Source organism: Nonomuraea sp. NPDC049784 (genome assembly GCF_040659615.1).
Lineage (GTDB): Bacteria > Actinomycetota > Actinomycetes > Streptosporangiales > Streptosporangiaceae > Nonomuraea.
Map to the genome: position 1 here is coordinate 1 of NZ_JBFAMX010000191.1, position 17,531 is coordinate 17,531.

19 protein-coding genes are annotated in these 17,531 nt (G+C 70.6%); 7 read left to right on the top strand and 12 right to left on the bottom strand.

Features of this window, described 5'->3' with window-relative positions; genetic code table 11:
- The 5 genes from AB0J09_RS31410 to AB0J09_RS31430 form a co-directional block, all read right to left on the bottom strand.
- Positions 1 to 431, bottom strand: a 431-nt coding sequence (locus AB0J09_RS31410; RefSeq protein WP_360698827.1) for a response regulator, incomplete at its 3' end; no start/stop codon positions are given.
- Positions 428 to 964, bottom strand: a complete 537-nt coding sequence (locus tag AB0J09_RS31415) for a hypothetical protein (RefSeq protein WP_360698829.1) — start codon at positions 962 to 964, stop codon at positions 428 to 430. The genes AB0J09_RS31410 and AB0J09_RS31415, both read right to left, overlap by 4 nt.
- A gap of 10 nt (positions 965 to 974) precedes the next feature.
- On the bottom strand, positions 975 to 2,225 hold the full coding sequence (locus AB0J09_RS31420; protein ID WP_360698831.1) for an ABC transporter permease: 1,251 nt from the start codon (positions 2,223 to 2,225) through the stop codon (positions 975 to 977).
- Positions 2,222 to 3,010: an ABC transporter ATP-binding protein gene (locus AB0J09_RS31425; RefSeq protein WP_360698833.1), complete on the bottom strand. Its 789-nt coding sequence runs from the start codon at positions 3,008 to 3,010 to the stop codon at positions 2,222 to 2,224. Before AB0J09_RS31425 ends, AB0J09_RS31420 begins: the two co-directional genes overlap by 4 nt.
- Positions 3,007 to 4,140: an HlyD family efflux transporter periplasmic adaptor subunit gene (locus tag AB0J09_RS31430; protein ID WP_360698835.1), complete on the bottom strand. Its 1,134-nt coding sequence runs from the start codon at positions 4,138 to 4,140 to the stop codon at positions 3,007 to 3,009. Before AB0J09_RS31430 ends, AB0J09_RS31425 begins: the two co-directional genes overlap by 4 nt.
- 176 nt (positions 4,141 to 4,316) lie before the next feature.
- Here AB0J09_RS31430 and AB0J09_RS31435 point away from each other — a divergent pair, with 176 nt between their 5' ends.
- Positions 4,317 to 5,873, top strand: a complete 1,557-nt coding sequence (locus AB0J09_RS31435) for an efflux RND transporter periplasmic adaptor subunit (RefSeq protein ID WP_360698837.1) — start codon at positions 4,317 to 4,319, stop codon at positions 5,871 to 5,873.
- 221 nt (positions 5,874 to 6,094) lie between these two features.
- Here the strand turns inward: AB0J09_RS31435 and AB0J09_RS31440 are convergent, their stop codons facing one another.
- The 3 genes from AB0J09_RS31440 to AB0J09_RS31450 form a co-directional block, all read right to left on the bottom strand.
- Entirely contained in the window at positions 6,095 to 7,642 is a 1,548-nt protein-coding gene (locus AB0J09_RS31440; protein WP_360698839.1) for an alkaline phosphatase D family protein, read from the bottom strand.
- 102 nt (positions 7,643 to 7,744) lie between these two features.
- Complete coding sequence (locus tag AB0J09_RS31445; RefSeq protein WP_360698841.1) at positions 7,745 to 8,332, bottom strand: HAD family phosphatase; 588 nt, start codon at positions 8,330 to 8,332, stop codon at positions 7,745 to 7,747.
- On the bottom strand, positions 8,329 to 9,150 hold the full coding sequence (locus tag AB0J09_RS31450; RefSeq protein WP_360698843.1) for a hypothetical protein: 822 nt from the start codon (positions 9,148 to 9,150) through the stop codon (positions 8,329 to 8,331). Before AB0J09_RS31450 ends, AB0J09_RS31445 begins: the two co-directional genes overlap by 4 nt.
- Before the next feature lie 266 nt (positions 9,151 to 9,416).
- Between AB0J09_RS31450 and AB0J09_RS31455 the strand changes: the two genes are divergently transcribed.
- Positions 9,417 to 9,692, top strand: coding sequence for a helix-turn-helix transcriptional regulator (locus tag AB0J09_RS31455; protein WP_360698845.1), 276 nt, complete (start codon positions 9,417 to 9,419; stop codon positions 9,690 to 9,692).
- A 13-nt stretch (positions 9,693 to 9,705) separates the two neighbouring features.
- Here AB0J09_RS31455 and AB0J09_RS31460 read toward each other — a convergent pair whose 3' ends face one another.
- Complete coding sequence (locus AB0J09_RS31460; RefSeq protein WP_360698847.1) at positions 9,706 to 10,482, bottom strand: hypothetical protein; 777 nt, start codon at positions 10,480 to 10,482, stop codon at positions 9,706 to 9,708.
- A 134-nt stretch (positions 10,483 to 10,616) separates the two neighbouring features.
- On the opposite strand from AB0J09_RS31460, the gene arfB reads away from it, so the two are divergent.
- Positions 10,617 to 11,024 carry an alternative ribosome rescue aminoacyl-tRNA hydrolase ArfB gene (gene arfB, locus AB0J09_RS31465; protein WP_360698849.1) on the top strand — a complete coding sequence of 136 codons (408 nt, stop codon included), beginning with the start codon at positions 10,617 to 10,619 and terminating at the stop codon, positions 11,022 to 11,024.
- 177 nt (positions 11,025 to 11,201) lie between these two features.
- On the opposite strand, the gene AB0J09_RS31470 is transcribed toward arfB, so the two are convergent.
- Positions 11,202 to 11,696: a DUF3995 domain-containing protein gene (locus AB0J09_RS31470; protein WP_360698851.1), complete on the bottom strand. Its 495-nt coding sequence runs from the start codon at positions 11,694 to 11,696 to the stop codon at positions 11,202 to 11,204.
- Positions 11,697 to 11,807: 111 nt separating this feature from the next.
- The gene (locus AB0J09_RS31475) at positions 11,808 to 12,248 is read right to left on the bottom strand and encodes an NUDIX hydrolase (RefSeq protein WP_360698853.1); all 441 of its coding nucleotides are present in this window, start codon (positions 12,246 to 12,248) and stop codon (positions 11,808 to 11,810) included.
- A gap of 77 nt (positions 12,249 to 12,325) precedes the next feature.
- On the opposite strand from AB0J09_RS31475, the gene AB0J09_RS31480 reads away from it, so the two are divergent.
- Together AB0J09_RS31480 and AB0J09_RS31485 are read left to right on the top strand one after the other, a co-directional pair.
- A complete protein-coding gene (locus AB0J09_RS31480) occupies positions 12,326 to 13,255 on the top strand; it encodes an acyl-ACP desaturase (RefSeq protein WP_360698855.1) in 930 nt (309 codons plus the stop codon).
- A gap of 62 nt (positions 13,256 to 13,317) precedes the next feature.
- Positions 13,318 to 15,285 (top strand): AarF/UbiB family protein, encoded by a 1,968-nt coding sequence (locus AB0J09_RS31485; protein WP_360698856.1) that lies wholly within the window; start codon positions 13,318 to 13,320, stop codon positions 15,283 to 15,285.
- Here the strand turns inward: AB0J09_RS31485 and AB0J09_RS31490 are convergent.
- The gene (locus AB0J09_RS31490; protein WP_360698858.1) at positions 15,273 to 16,223 is read right to left on the bottom strand and encodes an aldo/keto reductase; all 951 of its coding nucleotides are present in this window, start codon (positions 16,221 to 16,223) and stop codon (positions 15,273 to 15,275) included. The genes AB0J09_RS31485 and AB0J09_RS31490 overlap by 13 nt on opposite strands.
- A gap of 110 nt (positions 16,224 to 16,333) precedes the next feature.
- On the opposite strand from AB0J09_RS31490, the gene AB0J09_RS31495 reads away from it, so the two are divergent.
- Positions 16,334 to 16,867, top strand: a complete 534-nt coding sequence (locus tag AB0J09_RS31495) for an NADPH-dependent FMN reductase (protein WP_360698860.1) — start codon at positions 16,334 to 16,336, stop codon at positions 16,865 to 16,867.
- Positions 16,868 to 16,975: 108 nt separating this feature from the next.
- The coding region (locus AB0J09_RS31500; protein WP_360698862.1) for a BTAD domain-containing putative transcriptional regulator at positions 16,976 to 17,531 on the top strand (556 nt) is incomplete at its 3' end.

Consider the following 17,531-nt stretch of genomic DNA (forward strand, 5'->3'; position numbering starts at 1 on the left):
CTCTCCTCGTCCAGCTCCAGGTCGGCCACCCGCAGCCGGTTGGGCGGCGGCGTGCCGCGCCGGGTCCTGCGCAGCACCGCCCGGATCCTGGCGATGACCTCCTCCAAGCTGAACGGCTTGGTCACGTAGTCCTCGCCCAGCCCCAGTCCCGCGATCCGGTCCTCGGGCGTGTCCTTGGCGGTCACGAACAGTACGGGGACCCGGCGGCCGCGGGACCGCAGCCTGCCCGCGACCGCCAGGCCGTCTAGATCGGGCAGCATGACGTCGAGCATCACCAGATCAGGCGAGCTCTCCTCGGCCACCCGCAGCGCCTCCTTGCCGTCGGCCGCCGTCAGCACCTCGAACCCGGCCATGCGCAGGCTGGCCGAGAACAACTCCCTGATGTTGGGCTCGTCGTCGACCACCAGCAGCCTGGCCTCGGGCTCATTCATCGAGGGCCTCCTCCTTGGGTGATCGAGGTGGCCGCCACCGAGCCGTCACCGCCCTGCTGGCCGCGTACCACGACCGTGGTGCCGCTCTGCAGGTCGGACACCTTGCCAGTCTTGGAGATCTGGACGGTGGTCTGGTCGTTCGTGGTGACCGTGACGGTGGAGCCGTCCATGGTCTTGACGTAGATCTTGCCGCCCTCGACCTTCTCGACGGTGCCCATGGTGCCTCCCCCGCCGCCGCCCATCCGCTGGCCGCCGCCGTAGCCGGGCGGTTGCCCGAAACCGTTGCGCTGCTGGCCGTAGCCGCCTTGCTGCTGACCGTACCCGCCTCCCATGGGGCGCTGCAGCTGCGCGCCGGCGGCGGATGCGGACGGCGAGCCGAACAGGTTCTGCGCCTGGATGCCGATGAGGATGCCCGCCACCAGCACGACGCCGGCGGCCAGCGCCAACGTCAGCTTCGACGGGCCCTTGCCGGGCTGCACGGCGAGCTCCTCTCGCAGGTCGTCGGGGTAGGGGGAGGAGTCGAGCTGGGCCATGTCATTCTCCTTACTCGTGGCGCAGTGCCTGGATCGGCCTCAGCTTGGCCGCCCTGTTGGCGGGATAACTCCCGAAGAACAGCCCGATCCCCACCGACACGCCCAGCGCCAGCGCCACCGATGACGGCACGAGGACCGGTTCGATGCCGGCGACGGTGAACCTGGTCCCGATGAACGCCACCAGCACCCCGGACAACCCCCCGACCAGGCTCAGCAACGTGGCCTCCAGCAGGAACTGGCCCAGGATCGCGCTCCTGGGCGCGCCGATCGCCTTGCGGATGCCGATCTCGCGCGTTCGCTCCGTGACGGTCACCAGCATGATGTTGGTGATGCCGATGCCGCCCACCAGCAGCGAGATCGCGGCCACGGCGCCCAGCAGCACGGTGAAGGTGCCGGTCGCCTGGCTGACGGTCTCCTGCAGGGTGGCCTGGTTGAGGATCCGGTAGTCGGGGTTGTCGTTCGTGATGCCGTGCCGTTGGTTGAGGATAGCCGTGACCTCCGACTGAGCGGTTGTCGTGGCGTCCGACCCGGACGCCTGGACGACGATCGAGCTGAGCGAGCCGAACCCGCTCAGGCTCTGCTGCACGGCGGGCAGCGGCGCGATGGCCACGTCGTCGGCGTCCTGCATGCCGGTGGACCCGGCCTCCTTGAGCACGCCGACGACCGTGAACGGCACGCCGGACACGCTGACCTGCTTGCCGATCGGATCGACGGTCCCGAACAGCTCCTCCACGACGGTCTGGCCGAGCACCACGACCTTCCTGGCGGCCAGCACGTCGTCGTTGAAGAAGTACGTGCCCTTGGTGACGGGCTTGTTCACGGCCTCGAAGTAGCTGGGGTACGTGCCGACGAACTGCGAGATCGCGTGGCTGGCGGCCCCGTACGTGGCGGTCGAGGAGGAAGCGGTCACGACAGGCGAGACGCTCCTGACGGAGGGCGCCAGGGTCTTGTCGGTCAGCGCCTTGGCGTCGGCCAGGCCGAGCTGCCTGGCCTGGGTGCGTGGGCCGGTGTTCCCGCCACCGCCGGATCCCCGCATGCCGCCACCGCCGCCGCCCCCCGAGAACTGCGGGGAGATCGTCAGGGTGTTGGCGCCGAGGCGCTGGATGTTGCGCTGGATGCTCTGCGAGGAGCCCTCGCCGACGGCGACCAGCATGATGACCGCGGCGACACCGATGAGGATGCCGAGCGTGGTCAGCGAGCTGCGCATCTTGTTGGCCAGCAGGCCGCGCAGCGCGAAGCGGAGGATCTCGAACTGGTTCACCGGGTCGCCGCCCCGTCCTTCTCCGGGTCCTTCTCCGGGTCCTTCTCCGGCAGCCGCGGCGGCGGGCCGTCCACGGGGGCCTGGCGGCGGTCCTCCACGACCTCGCCGTCCACCAGCCTGATCACCCGCTTGGCGTGCGCGGCCACGTCGTTCTCGTGAGTGATGAGCACGATCGTGCGGCCCGACTCGCTGAGCCGGTCCAGGATCTCCAGGACGTCGTTCGTGGAGGCGGTGTCGAGGTTGCCGGTCGGCTCGTCGGCCAGCAGCAGGGCAGGCGCCGTGACCAGCGCCCTGGCCACGGCCACGCGCTGCTGCTGACCGCCGGAGAGCTGGTTCGGCTCGTGGTGCACGCGGTCGGTCAGCCCGACCTGCTCCAGCGCGGCCAGCGCCCGTGCGCGCCGCTCGGCCTGGCTGATGCCGCCGTACACCAGCGGCAACTCGACGTTGGCCAGCGCGCTCATGCGCGGGATCAGGTTGAACGACTGGAACACGAACCCGACCCTGCGGTTGCGCAGGATCGCGAGCTGGTGCTCGTCCAGCTGTCCCACGTCGGCGCCGTCGATCTGGTACGTGCCGGAGCTCGGGATGTCGAGGCAGCCGAGGATGTTCATGAGCGTGGACTTGCCGGAGCCGGAGGCGCCCATGATGGCGACGTAGTCACCGCGCTCCACGTCCAGGTTGACGCCGCGCAGGGCGCGTACCCTGGCGTCGCCCTCGCCGTACTCCTTGACCAGGTCCCGCACCCGCAGGACGGGCGGGGTCGCACCGGTCGATGGGGCGCTCATCGCCCGCCTCCCGGCCCGCCGCCACCATTGGGCCCGCCACCGCCGGCGGGGAACCCGCCGCCGCCGATGCGCAGGTTGCCGCCCGTGGTGTTCGTCGTGGTCACCGGGGGCACGATCTGGTCGCCTTCGGACACGCCCGACTTGATCTCCGTCAGGCTCGTGCCCTGTACGCCGACCTCGACCGGGGTCCTGGTCTGCCGGCCGTTCTTGAGCAGGGTGACCGTGGTCTGGCCGCCGCTGGTGGAGACCGCGGTGGAGGGGACGGCGATGACGTTGTCGGCCTGGCCGACCACGACCTGGACGGTGGCCGTCTGGCCCAGCCGCACCTGGCTCGGGACCTTCGTGAACGTGACCGTGACCGGGTACTGCACGACGTTGTTGCTGGTGGAGGCGACCGGCTCGATCTGGGTGACCTTGCCCGTCGCGGTCACGCCCGGCAGGGCGTCGAAGGTGACCGTGGCCTCCTGCCCCTGCTTGAGCTTGCCGACGTCCGACTCCGTGAAGGTGCCCACGAGCTGCAGCTTGCCGGTGTCGGCCAGCTCGACGAAGCCGCTGGAGCTCTGACCCGCGCTGGAGCCCGTACCGGATGACGAGCCCGTGCCCTGCCCCGTGCCCGAAGTCGAGCCGGAGCCCGAGCTTGAGCCGGAGCCGGAGCTGCCGCCGCCGACCGAGCCGTTCACCGCCGTAATCGTGCCCTTGAACGGCGCCTTCAGCACCGTGGCCGCGACCGTGCGCTGGGCCTCCCGGTAGGCGTTTCTGGCCTTGATGTAGGAGGCGTAGAGCTGGGCCGTCGAGGTCCCGTCGTCCACGGCACTGTCGTACGTGGCCTTGGCCGCCGACAAACTCTCCTGCGCGGCGTCGTCGTCGAGCTTGGCCAGGATGTCGCCCGTGCCGACCTTGTCGCCGGCCTTGACGTAGATCTTCTCGACCGTGCCGGTCGTACCGAATGAGAGCGCTCTGGACTTGGAGCTCGTCACCGCGCCCGACGCGGACACGGAGGCCACCACGGAGCCGCGGCTCGCGGTCACGGTCCTGACGGTCGTCTCACCGGCCGCCTGTCCCGTGCCGAGCTGGGAGTAGGCGAGCGCGGCACCGCCCAGCAGGAGCACCACCAGTGCTCCGTTGGTCATCAGCGCTCTGCGCCTTGTGGACACCTTCACAGGCGGTGACCCTTGCACACAATGCTGCGCCGGAGCCGCGAGCAAGCTGAACGTTCGCTGACAACCTCAGAGCCTCATCAGGCACACAGGTAACTCTTAGGCTGCTCGCAGCCTGGCACGAACCTCCTCCGCCATGATGGGCCGCCATGAGACCGACTTTCGCGCTGGGCGGGCTCGCCCTTGCCGTGCTCGTAGGCGGAACCGGCCTGGCACTGGCGTTGCGCGACGACGCCCCGCCCACCGTCCAGGTACGGCTCGCCTCCGCTGAGCGCGGCCAGGTCACGGCCACGGTCAGCGCGGCGGGCAACACCGTGGACGGCTCGGGCAGGAACCTCGCGTTCGGCTCCTCGGGGACGCTGACCAAGGTGTACGTCAAGGTCGGGACCAAGGTGAAGAAGGGCCAGGTGCTGGCCAGGGTCGACAGTCGCACGGCCCGGGAGGCGTACACGGCGGCCAAGGCCGACCTGGCCGCCGCCCAGGAAACCCTGAACGACGCCCAGGAGACAGCCGCGTCCCCGGCCACTTCTACGTGCACCCCCTCCGGGAGCGCCGCCACATCCGCCACCGGCGGCTCGACGCCGACCGGCAACGCGGCGAACGGCAAGCTCGGGCCGCCGGCGCCGTCCTCCCTGAACGCGAACCCGGTGCCCACCTCCACCCCGCACCCCACCGCCACGCCGACCTCCGAACCCACGGATCCGAGCCCCGAGCCCCAGCCCACGGTCACGGTGACCGTGACGGCCACCGTCACCACGACCGTCACCGCCACTCCCACCGGCGGCGCGCCCAGCGGCGGGACCCCGACCGGCGGCACCTCCGATGGCGCGACCGGCCAGCCCGGCGGCGGCCCCTCCTCAACCAGCACCCCCTCCGCCAAGCCATCCACCAGCGCGAAACCGTCGCAGAGCGGCAAGCCCACGGGCAGCGGTAGGCCGTCGGCCCAGCCGAGCGGCAGGCCCAGCACCAAGCCGACCGGCGCCGCCCGGCCGTCCTCTCAGGGATCCTGCGGCCGGAGCACGGGCACGGGCTCGACGGGCCAGGGCCAGGGCGGGATCAGCGAGGAGCAGGCCTCCGCCAACGTGGACCGCGCCGAGGCCGCGCTCGAGCAGGCGGCCGACTCCGTACGGGCCACCCGCATCGTGGCGCCGGCGGCGGGCACGGTCCTGTCGGTGGCCGGCGCGGCCGGCGACACGGCGGGCACCGGCACCTTCATCAGCCTCGGCAACCTCAACGAGCTGCAGGTCCAGGCCATGGTCACCGAGTCCGACGTGAACCGGCTCAAGCTCGGCCAGAAGGCCCAGATCACCCTGGCCACGCGGAACGGCGAGCACTACCAGGGAACGGTCACGGCCATCGCGCCGACCGCGACGGTGGACGGCCAGCTCGTCCGCTACTCGGTCACCCTCGCCTTCGACGAGCCGCCCACCGGCCTCATGCTCGGGCAGACCGCCTCGGTGACGGTCACCACCGGCGAGGCCAAGGACGCGATCTACGTGCCCGCCGCCGCGGTACGCAGCAGGTCGGACGGCACGCAGGTGGTCACGGTGCGCTCCGGCGGCCGGGACGCGGCGAAGGTGGTGCGGACGGGGGTGCGCGGCGACCAGTACGTGCAGGTCACCTCGGGTCTGCAGGAGAGCGAGGAGGTGGTCATGTCGGGCACCACATCCGGCGAGTTCCCCGACGCGAGCTGGCCCGGCGCCTGAGTCGGCACCAGGATCGGCCGGGCGCCTGTGCCGGAGCAGGACCGGCCGGGCGCCTGAGCCTAGGACCGGCCCGGCACGCCTCCTGCCGGGCCCTGGGTCCGGCGTGCGTGCGGCGCGCCCGGACCCGGCGCGCCCTCCGGCGGGTGCCATCCGGCGCCCCCGGCGGGCGTGGTAGGCGTGCCCGCGGTTGAGCGAATCCTCAGCCCGCTCCCAGCGAACGTTCAGCCAACGCGCGGGGCGCCCGCCTGGCCGGCGGCCGCGGCACCGGTGGTGGCCGGGAGGGTGAGGCGGTGGGTGGTCTTGGCCGGAGCACCGCGGCGGGAAATGTAATCCAATGTCCGGAAATCGACGGACAGCTCGTCACGGGTCAGCCGCGCCATCAGGTACCCGCGCCGCTGGTCGATGAAGGAGATGTGTGGATTCTCCTGTAGCGCCTCCGCGATCCACGTCCGGTCCCGGTACCCGTCGCCGTCGCTCGCGATCGACGAGGCCACCAGTTCCCTGGCCACCACCGGCGAGTCCGGGTCGTCGAAGTCGGTCTTGAGCTCGGCCAGGTGGTGCATGTGGGCGTCTCCCGTCAGCACCACCGGGTTCGACGTCCCGGCCAGCGACCCGAGCAGGCGCGTGCGCTCGGCCGCGTACCCGTCCCACGAGTCCAGGTTGACCTCCCGCCCCGGCCCGACCTTGTAGTCGCGCTGCGCAATCATGATCTGCTGCCCGAGCAGGTTCCAGCGGGTGTCCGAGCCGCTCAGCCCGCTCTCCAGCCAGCGCCACTGGTCGGCCCCGAGCAGCGTGCGCCCGGACGCCAGCCGGTCGTCGCACCCGGCCCGCACCCCGTCCAGGCAGGCCTGGTCGTCGCGGAACTGACGGGTGTCCAGCAGGTGGAAGCGCGCGAGCGTCCCCCAGGAGATCCGCCGGTTCACCCGGAGCACCGCCCCCTGGAGGCTGGCGCGGCGCAGCGGCATGTTCTCGTAGTACGCCCTGAACGCCTGCGCCCTGCGCCTGGTGAAGCCGGGCGCCCCCGTGCTGGAGACCGAGCCGGCCCAGTTGTTCTCGATCTCGTGGTCGTCGAACGACATCAGCCAGGGCGCCACCAGGTGCGCGGCCTGCAGGTCGTGGTCGCTCTTGTACTGGGCGTGCCGCAGCCGGTAGTCGGCGAGCGTCTCGCACTTGCCCGGCGTGTGGGTGCGTACGCGACCGGCCAGCGCCGTGTAGCCGCTGGGGCCGTACTCGTACATGTAGTCGCCGAGGAACACCACCAGCTCCGGCTCCTGCTCGGCCAGGCGGCGGTAGGCGGTGTAGTAGCCGTGCTCGTAGTGCGCGCACGCCGCGACCGCGAATGTGAGCGGCGTCTCCCCGGTGGGCGTCGTCCTGGTGCGGCCGGCCTGCGAGAGCCTGCCCTCGCTCCTGAACCGGTAGAAGTAGTCGCGCCCCGGCTCCAGCCCGTCCAGCTCGACGTGGACGCTGTGGGCGTCACGCGCCCTGGCCGTGGCCGTGCCGGACCTGATGATCTTGGAGAAGCGCTCGTCGGCCGAGACCTGCCAGTCCACGTCGATGTCGCGGGCGGGCATGCCACCGAGGCCGTCGCCGCCCAGCGGGTCCACGGCCAGCCTGGTCCACAGGACGAAGCCGTCGGCCGACGGGTCGCCCGAGGCCACGCCCAGCGTGAAGGGGTCGGATCTGAGGGTTCTGGCCGCCGCCGGGGTGGTGGCCGTCTGAGGGAGGAGGAGTCCGGCTGTCGCCGCTGTCAGGAAGGCTCTGCGGTCCACGTTCACAGGTATGTCCGCCCGCGCTGACTCGGCCGTGACCGCCGAGTCAAGAGCGGATGAACAGCATCAGTCGTCCTGTTCGCGAGGTCTCACAACGTTATTTCACAGGGCCCCCGAGAGCGTGTCGCGGAGGGCGGCGGCGTCCGTGAAGTGCACGCCGGTCATGCCCACGCGCTCGGCGCCCTCGATGTTCTCCTTGCGGTCGTCGATGAAGACCATCTCGGACGGGTCGGCGCCGAGCGCCCGGACGACCTCGTCGTAGATCTCCCGATCGGGCTTCACCAGGCCCATCCTGCCGCTGTAGAAGCGGTGGCCGATCGCCGCGATCCAGGGCAGCTCGTCCAGGCCGTCACCGATGCAGACGGGCGCGTTGGACAGCAGCGCCACGTCCCGTCCCGCCTCGATCAGCTCGCCGAGCAGGGCGACCGTGCCCACGTTGGGGTACGCCCAGCTCGCGACGTCCATGGCGACCAGGCGGGCGACCTCGGCCTGGGTCACGGGCCGGTCCACCACCGCCGACCAGTAGGCCGACGGACTCAGGCTCGCCCGGTCGAAGTCGAGCCGGTGCTCCCAGTAGCCCTGTTTGAAGGCCTCGGGGTCCGTGTCCACCGCGCGCGCCATGGCCTCGGCGTCGGACTCGGGCTGGGGAAGGGACAGGACACCGCCGTAGTCGAAGACAATCCACGTCATGCCAGGAATGGTCGCAGATGCGGGTCCAGCGCCGGGCAGCCTAGATACTTCTCGACGGTGTGGAAGTCGATCCAGTCCAGGTTGACCAGCTCTTCGACGTCCACGCCGGTGAAGCTGACGGCCAGGTTGGGCGGGATGGCGGCGATGTCGTCCTTGTCGGCGATGTTCACCCAGCGTTTGACGCCTTCGGGGCGCTCTCCGCGGCCGTTGATGGGGGCGGGCAGGAGGCGCTCGAAGACGACGTTGCGCATGCCAAGAGGGCTGCCGAGGGTGATCAGGAGGTCGATCTGGAGGTCGGGGTTCGCCCAGAGGGTCTCGTACGTGACGACGCTGCCGAGCGAGTGGGCGATCACCACCTTCGGCCGGTGCTTCCTGATCACGTCGGCGACGACCTGCCGGCACTTCTCGCGCTTGGCCTGATCGGTGAGGTACGCCGCCACCTCCGGCGCGAACAACTTGGCGAACGCCGCCGACCTGCCGTCCAGCTTGTCCAGCAGCCAGCCGGTGAACGACTTGAGCGCCCCCGTGACGTGCTCCCCCACGCCCAGGTTCTTCGCCCAGCCGACGAGCACCTGCTGGGCCTGCATCTCCATGGCCGCGGAGGACCTCGCGGCGTCGCCGCCGCGCCTGCCGTCGTTCAGGTGGTGCGAGAAATAGGCGATCTCGCTGAAGTACGCCCGCGTCTCGCCCCCGAGCGCGACGTGCAGGTAGCGGTCCCATTTGAGCCGCATCGCCTCGGCCGCCCCGGCCTCGGACCGCCCGGCCTCGAGGTAGTAGTTGTACTTGCCGATCCCGTGCACGCCGACGATCCCGGCCACAGCGCCTCCCCACCCCGTGATCTTTACGCGCGATAGTGGCACACGCCCCTTGCAGTCCGCCATCGAGAAGGCATCGCCCGGCGTCCGCGCCGCCGGCGGCCGTCCCGCCCCCTCATCCCCCAAAGCACGGTCACCGACGGCGGCGGGAGAGCTCTCAACGACGGGCCGGCGGCCACCGACTTTAGGCTTGCCTAAAGATTTAGGTAGAGCTAAAGTGGGGATATCTGTAGACGACCCTGTAGTTGAGCGTCGAGAGCGAGACCGTGATGGCCTTCCGACGGAGCCCGCGCGACGAGGTGGGCGGTCTCGCCCAGAACGTCGTGGATGAGATCACCTGGTACATGCGGGAGCACAAGATCTCCCGTGCCGACCTGGCCGCGTCGATGGGCGTCTCCGCGGGCCGGGTGAGCCAGATCCTGTCCGGCGACGAGAACCTGACGCTCCGCACGCTCGAAACCGTCGTCGGCGCGCTCGGTGCCCGCCTGGAGTTCACGCTCGGCGACGCCGAGGACTCGGAGATCCTGCTCCACGACCCCGCCTGAGGCCGCACCCGCCTCATCTCGTGCGTACCTCGTCGTCGTGCCGGGCGCCGGTGTGCGGCACGAACGCGGGCAGCGACCGGTATCCGGCACGGTACGCACACGCCAGCAGCCGCAGCAGCTCGGCCTCCGCATCATGTCTGAGCACCCCGTGCAGCCGCGTCAGGTCATTCAGATACCGCTCGTACCGGGCCAGCCGCGTGTGCCGCGACCCGTTCAGCGCCGTGACGACCTTCGAGCGCGAAGCCCCGTCCTCGACCAGCGCCGCCACGTCCAGCCGCCGCTCGATCGCGTCGAGCCTGGCGTGCACCCGCTCCCGCCTGCGCTCCTCCGGCGGGAGCCGCTCGGCGATCCGGGCATGGTAGCGATGCGCGGCCAGGCTGAGCTCGTAGACGTTCCACGAGTCGTCCACCCGCTTCTCGCACCAGATCCGCTGGTCCTCGGCCATCGCCTGGTCGAGCCTGGCCAGCAGCGACACCAGCCAGAACGTCGCCGCCTCCCGCGCCGGCGAGCGCCGCTCGCCCTCCTTGCCCCGCATCTGGCTCAGCCACAGCCCGCTCGGCGCGACGGCGCCCAGCACCGTGGCGAGGTTCTCGCTCAGGACCATTCCGCTCACCAGCGCGACCGCGGCGGACAGGCACCCCGTCAGCGTGGTGATGGCGATGGCGAGCCGGCGCCCCGCCGGTCCGAACGGACGTCCTTTGCCCTGACATCGCAGGAGCAGGAATCCGACAGCGGAGACAATGGCCAACACCACGGTCAGGACAACCTGCGCGGCCGAGGGTGGCTGCATGGAATTTCGCCTCTCCTGCGGGACGTTCCCTCCATATTCGCAGTGACGGCAGTGATTGAAAATGCCGTTGCGAGCGGCATATGTCGCTCATATACGGTGACACCATTCGAAGAAGGAGAACAGGAGCTCCAATCATGCCCGGCCCGCTGATCGTCAACGACTCGGTCGTCATTCCCGACGCCGAGCTCGTCTGGCGTTTCTCACGCTCGTCGGGCCCCGGCGGCCAGGGCGTCAACACGACCGACAGCCGCGTGGAGCTCACCTTCGACGTGGCCGCGACCACCGCGCTTTCGCCCGCGCTGAAGGCCAGGGCGCTCGAACGGCTGGGCGCTCCCACGATCACGATCGCCGCCTCCGAATACCGTTCCCAGCTACGCAACAGGGAGGCCGCGGCGCACCGGCTGGCACAGCGCCTGCGCGAGGCCATCGCCCCGCCGCCGCGGCGCCGTCGCCCGACCAAGCCCAGCCGCGGCGCCGTCGAGCGCCGCATCGCCGCCAAGAAGCACCGCGCCGACCTGAAGCGCATGCGCCGCGATCCCTGACCCCGCGTCACCGCGACCGACCCGAGCTCCTCCGCCACCCACCGCACGTCGGCGAGGACCTTTCGGGAAGGTCTCCAGCTCGTCATCGACCTTCACGTACAGCGCGGTCAGCAGGGTGTCCAGGTCACTCGTCACACAACGATCTTGGACACCCTCTTCGCGTTCCCCGACGCATCGTCAGGCGGCACCGCTACTCGGGCCCTTCGCTCCTGTGAACCCCCGTGCGGCCAGGCCGAAGGCAAGACCGCCGACCAGGAACCAGGGGTTCCACAGCACCAGCGTCCATAGCCGCTGTTGCGGGCTTACGTCTATCCCCTGGCCCGCTGCGTCAGTCAGCAACAGCACCTCCACGGCGATGCCGCGCACGAGCAGCACAGCGCAAGCGCACCAGCCCAGCGCCTTGATCACCCGTCCGCCCAGGCCACCAGGCCGCGGCCGGGCGAGAAGCCATCCCAGCACGCCGCCGACAAGGCACAGCATTCCCACACCCCACAGGCCCACCATCACGAACCACCCAGGGCGTTCTACGGCCAGAGGTCCCGCCGAGACGATCAGGCCCCACCCGCCGCCCAGCGCCCAGTAGAAATGAAGCACAGCGAAAGCGACCGCCCAGGTGCATGCGATACGCCCCCACAAACCCGGTGTTGTCTTGTCCTGCGGATCTTCATGCATAGCGAGGAGCATGCCACCGTCGTGGCACGCAGCCGCCAGCATCGCTGAGAAACCAGCACGCCCACCGTCCAGTCAGGCACCACATGCGACCGAACACATCGGACTACTCGTCTAGGTGATCAGGCGGGGCAGGGCGGTGATGTGCTCGGACAGGTAGCCGGCCACCGCCTCGGGGATCAGGTGGCGTGAGGTGATCTCCGACCGGTCCAGCCGCACCCGCTCCACCTCGTACAACCCCCTCGACGGATCCTCGAACTCGGGCCCGTGCCGCAGCCCCGGATCCATGGACACCAGGCGGCAGCCGTAAACGTGCTGCGTCTTGACCCCGCCTTGCCACGGGTACGACACCGTGACCAGCGGCGTCACCGACGAGACCGTCGCGCCCAGCTCCTCGAGCAACTCCCTGTGCAGGGTGTGCTCCAGCGTGGCGTCGCCGGGCTCGACATGCCCGCCGGGGATGGTCCAGTAAATGTCACGTCCGGGAACCGTGCGCCGGAAGAGCACCAGTCGTTCATGATGGTCGAGTAGGACACCGCGGACACTGGGTCGCATACAGCCACCCTATTTGACCGGTATGTCCTTCGGGTAGCCTAACCTACGGTACCGTAACCTGAAGGAGAAGATCTTTTATGGCGATGACTCAGACGGAGCTGCTGCACGAGCTGGAGCCCGTCGTGGCCGTGGAGCTCGACCGCCATCACACTATGGCGAAGGAGTGGTTCCCGCACGAGTACATCCCGTGGAGCGAGGGCCGCGACTTCGACGGCATCTACGGGGGCGAGGCCTGGCAGGAAGGCGACTCGAAGATCCCCGAGGCGGCTCGCATCTCGCTCATCGTCAATCTCCTGACCGAGGACAACCTGCCCAGCTACCACCACGAGATCGCCACCACGTTCGGCCGCGACGGCGCCTGGGGCACCTGGGTGCACCGGTGGACGGCCGAGGAGGACCGCCACGGCACCGCCATCCGCGACTACCTCACGGTCACCCGCGCCGTCGATCCCGTGGCGCTCGAGCGCGCCCGCATGCACCACATGGAGAACGGCTTCACCAGCGAGTACGGCACCATGCTCGGGCAGCTCGCGTACGTCTCCTTCCAGGAGCTGGCCACCCGCATCGCGCACCGCAACACCGGCAGGGCCTCCGGCGACGAGGGCTGCGAGCGGCTGCTCGCCAGGATCGCCGCCGACGAGAACCTGCACATGCTCTTCTACCGCAACCTCCTCAAGGCGGCCTTCGAGCTCGACCCCGGCCAGACCATGCGCGCGGTGACGGACGTCGTCACCACGTTCCAGATGCCGGGCACGGGCATCGACGGCTTCGCCCGCAAGGCCATGATCATCGCCAACGAGGGCATCTACGACCTGCGCCTCCACCTGGACGACGTGCTGATGCCGGTACTGCGGCAGTGGTCGGTGTTCGACAAGACCGGACTGGGCGCCGAGGGCGAGAAGGCCCGCGAGGAGCTGGCCGCGTTCCTGGCCAAGACCGAGGCGACGGCCGCCAGGTTCGTCGAGCGCCGGGAGGAGCGCCGGGCACGCGCCGCGGCCGCACGCTGACCCTTCCAGCGGGCCGCGGTCAGCGAGGACGGGGCGCCGCCGCCGTGGAATGATCCTCACCTATGGATCTCCCCACCCAGCTGCTTCTCGGTGCCTTCACGCTCCTGATGATCCTCGGTCTGGCCACAGCGGCGCAGCGCCTGCTGGGCGTCAGGTTCGGCAGGCTGCGCACGTTCCTGGCCGCGCTGGTCGCCTTCGGGCTGGCGCAGCCGCTGCTGGAGCCGATCCTGTCCTCGATCGGCCCCGTCGACCGGGAGCATCCGCCGGCCGCGCCGGCTCTGGGGATCCTGCTGCTCATCGTCATGTCCGTGGTGCTGATCCCCATGGTGATCCTGGTGATCGCCGAGGCACTGGCGCCGCCGGGCTCGGTGCCGGGGCCGCTGGAGCTGATCAGGTCCGTCCGCGGCCGCGTCTCCCGGTCCAGGCGCTACTCGCAGATCACCAGGATCGCGATCAGGCACGGCCTCGGCCCGTACCTGCGCGGCCGGGGCGAGCGGCTGGAAGACCGTTCGGGCAAGGTACGGCTGGCCAGGTCGCTGCGCGAGGCGCTCGACGACGGCGGGGTCACGTTCGTCAAGCTCGGCCAGGTCCTGTCCACCCGGCGTGACCTGCTGCCCGCCGAGTTCGTCGAGGAGCTGGGACGGCTGCAGGACCAGGTCGCCCCGGCGCCCTGGGAGCAGATCGAGCCGGTGCTCAAGGCCGAGCTGGGCGGGCCGGTGGAGGAGGTGTTCGCCGAGTTCGGCAGGACGCCGCTGGCCACCGCCTCCATCGGGCAGGTCCACACCGCCCGCCTGCACACCGGCGAGAGCGTCGTGGTCAAGGTGCGGCGGCCCGGGATCCGGTCGATGGTCGCCAAGGACCTCGACATCGTCAGGCGGCTGGCGGCCACGCTCGAGTCGCGCACCCGCTGGGGCCGCTCGCTCGGCCTGCGTGACCTGGCCGAGGGTTTCGCGACGGCCATCCGCGAGGAGCTCGACTTCCGCGTGGAGGCGGCCAACATGGCGGCCGTCGCGGCCTCCAACGGCGGCGGTGTCACCTACCCCGCGCCGATCAGCGCCATGTGCACCGAACGCGTGCTCGTCATGGGCCGCCTGTCGGGCAGACCGGTCACCACGGCCACACCCGAGCAGGGGCCGGGGCTGGCCCGCGACCTGCTCGCCTGCCTGCTCAGGCAGATCCTCGTCGAGGGCGTCTTCCACGCCGACCCGCATCCCGGCAACCTCATGCTGCTCGAGGACGGCACGCTGGGGCTGCTCGACTTCGGCTCCGTCGGCCGGCTCGACGGCTCGGTGCGCTCGGCGCTGCAGCGCTTCCTGCTCGCCATGAACCGGCAGGACCCCCTGGGCGTCACCGACGCGCTGCTGGAGGTGGTGCCCAGGCCGGAGGACATCGACGAGGCCGCATTAGAGCGGGCGCTCGGCCAGTTCATGGCCAGGCATCTGGCGCCCGGCATGGACAGCGTGCAGCTGTTCACCGACCTGTTCAAGATCGTCTCCGCGTACGGGCTGTCGATCCCGCCCGAGGTGGCCGCCGTCTTCCGCGCGCTGGCCACGCTGGAGGGCACGCTCGTACGCCTCTCGCCCGGGTTCGACCTCATCGGCGAGGCCCGGGCGTTCGCCGGGCGCCATCTCGCCGAGCGGATCACCCCAGAGACGATCAAGGAGTCCGTCACACAGGAGCTGGCCGCGCTGCTGCCGATGCTGCGCCGGCTGCCGCGCCGTGTCGAGCGCATCGCGAGCGCCGCGGAGCACGGCCGGTTCACCATGAATGTGCGGCTGCTCGCCGACGACCGCGACCGCGGCTACGTGACGGGCCTGCTCCACCAGGTGCTGCTGACGGTGCTCGGCGCCACTGCCGGGGTGATGGCGGTCATCCTCCTCGGGACGGCCGGCGGCCCGCCGGCGTTGGGGAACACCTCGCTGTTCCAGCTCATCGGCTACAACCTGCTGGTGATCGCCGCCATCCTGGTGCTGCGCGTACTGGCCGTGATCTTCCGCCGCCCGCGCGCCTCAGACGATCACCAATCGTAACCGAACGGCTCGCGAGCCCGGTAGGGCGCCTCCAGCGCGGCCATCTCGGCGGCGCTGAGCCGCAGCTTCACCGCGGCCAGCGCGTCGTCCAGGTGCCGCGCCTTGGTGGCGCCGACGAGCGGCACGGTCCCCTTGCCGATCAGCCAGGCCAGCGCGACCTGCGCGGGCGGCACGCCGCGCCCGTCCGCGACGGTGGTCAGCGCCCGCACGACCGCCTCACTCTCCGGCGCCCGCCCCTCGTGCGTCCCCCTGACGGTGCCGGCGCTCTCCCGTCCGGTGAGCAGCCCGCGCGCCAGCGGGCTGTACGCCAGCACGCCGAGCCCCGCGTCGGCGCAGTACGGGATGACCTCGCGCTCCTCCTCCCGGTAGGCCAGGTTGTAGCGCGTCTGCATGGACACGAACGCCGTCCCGCCCGCCCGCCGCGCGGTGTGCTGCATCTTGGCCAGCTGCCAGCCGTACATGAGTGAGGCCCCGGTGTAGCGCACCTTGCCCGCCCGCACGGCGTCGTCCAGCGCCGCCATCGTCTCCTCGACGGGGGTCTCGGAGTCCCAGCGGTGGACCTGGTAGAGATCGATGTAGTCGGTCCCGAGCCGCCGCAGCGAGCCGTCCACGGAGTCGAGGACGTGCTTGCGCGAGAGCCCGCGATCGTTCGGCCCCGGCCCCATGGGGAAGCAGACCTTGGTCGCCACCACGTACTCCTCGCGCCTGGCGAACAGCTTTCGCAGCAGCCTTCCGGTGATCTCCTCGCTCACCCCGGCGGAGTACATGTCGGCGGTGTCGAAGAGCGTCACCCCGCCCTCGACCGCCCGGCGCACGATGGGCTCTGCGCCCTCCTCCGGCAGGAACCACGGCGCCTTCGCAGGATCCCCGTAGGACATCATGCCCAGCCCGATCTTCGACACCTTCAGCCCTGACGCGCCTACGCGGGTGTACTCCATCGCTCCATCATGCGGCAAAGCGTGTGCGCCTCTTGACCGGGAGCTGGTCTTGGACATCCGCGGCATCGGGCAGGTTCTGTGTACTAACCGGAACCCTATGGGAGCAGAGGGTGAAAATCATCGGGATCGCCGCCAGTCTGCACGCGGGGTCTTTTATCAACAAATTGCTGGACGCGGCGGGCGGTGAGCTGCCCCTGGGCGTCGACTTCGCGGTGTGGCCCGGGCTGGGCGAGATCCCGCCGTACGCGCGCGGTCCCGTGCCGGCCTCCGCCGGCGAGCTGATCGGGCTGGTGGCGTCGTCCGACGCGGTGCTGCTGACCGCCCCCGAGCACAGCCTGCTGCCGGCGGAGCTGATGTACGCGCTGGACTGGTTGTCGGCGCGGGACAGGCTGTCGGGCAAGCACGTGGCGGTGATAAGCGCGAGCGCCCGCGCGTGCGGCGCGATGTGGGCGCAGGCGGAGCTGTACAAGCACCTCCAGGCGGCGGGCGCCGTGGTGATGGGGGACGAGTTGGTGATCTCCCCGGCCTGCCCGCACTTCGACGAGGACGGCCACCTCACGGATCCCGCCCTGCGCGCCCAGGTGCGCGCGGTGATCGGCCGGCTCTGCCCCGCCGAGGTCATGGAGCCCGCGCTGTCGCTCTGATCCGGCTCATGACCTTCCTCGCCGGGCCTTGCGATGATGGCGGCTGCCTACCGCGTGCCCCATGGTCTCGTTACGCTCGAAGATCCACGGGCAGGGAGGTGGACCGTCGTGCTGATTCGGTTGCTCGGACCGGTGGAGGTGGAGCGCTCGGGGCAGATGCGGCCCGTGCGGCCGCCGCAGGTCGCGCTCGCTCTCGCCGCGCTCGCGTGGGAGGTCGGCCGGGTCGTGTCCGTCGAGTCGCTCCTCGCCCGGGTCTGGGGTGAGCAGGTTCCGCCCGGCGCGCGGCGCACCTTATACACGATCATCACACGTATCCGGCGGGACGTACTCGCCGATGACGGCGCCGTCGTCCGCCGGCTCGGGGGCTATCTGCTCGATGTGGACGAGTCCGCGGTGGACGTGTCGCGGTTCCGCTGCCTCGCCGATCAGGCGACGGCCAAGCCGGACCCGGCCTTGCCGCTGGGTGAGGCTCTGGCGCTGTGGCGCGGCGATCCGCTGACCGGGCTGCCCGGCGAATGGGCCGAACGAGCCCGTCACCGCCTGCGCGACGAACGCAGGGAGACCCTGCTGCGCTGGGCACGGGCGATGACCGGCCGCGACGCCGCGGCCGCGGTGGCGGCGCTGTCACCGCTGGCCGAGGAGTATCCGCTGGACGAGCTGGTGG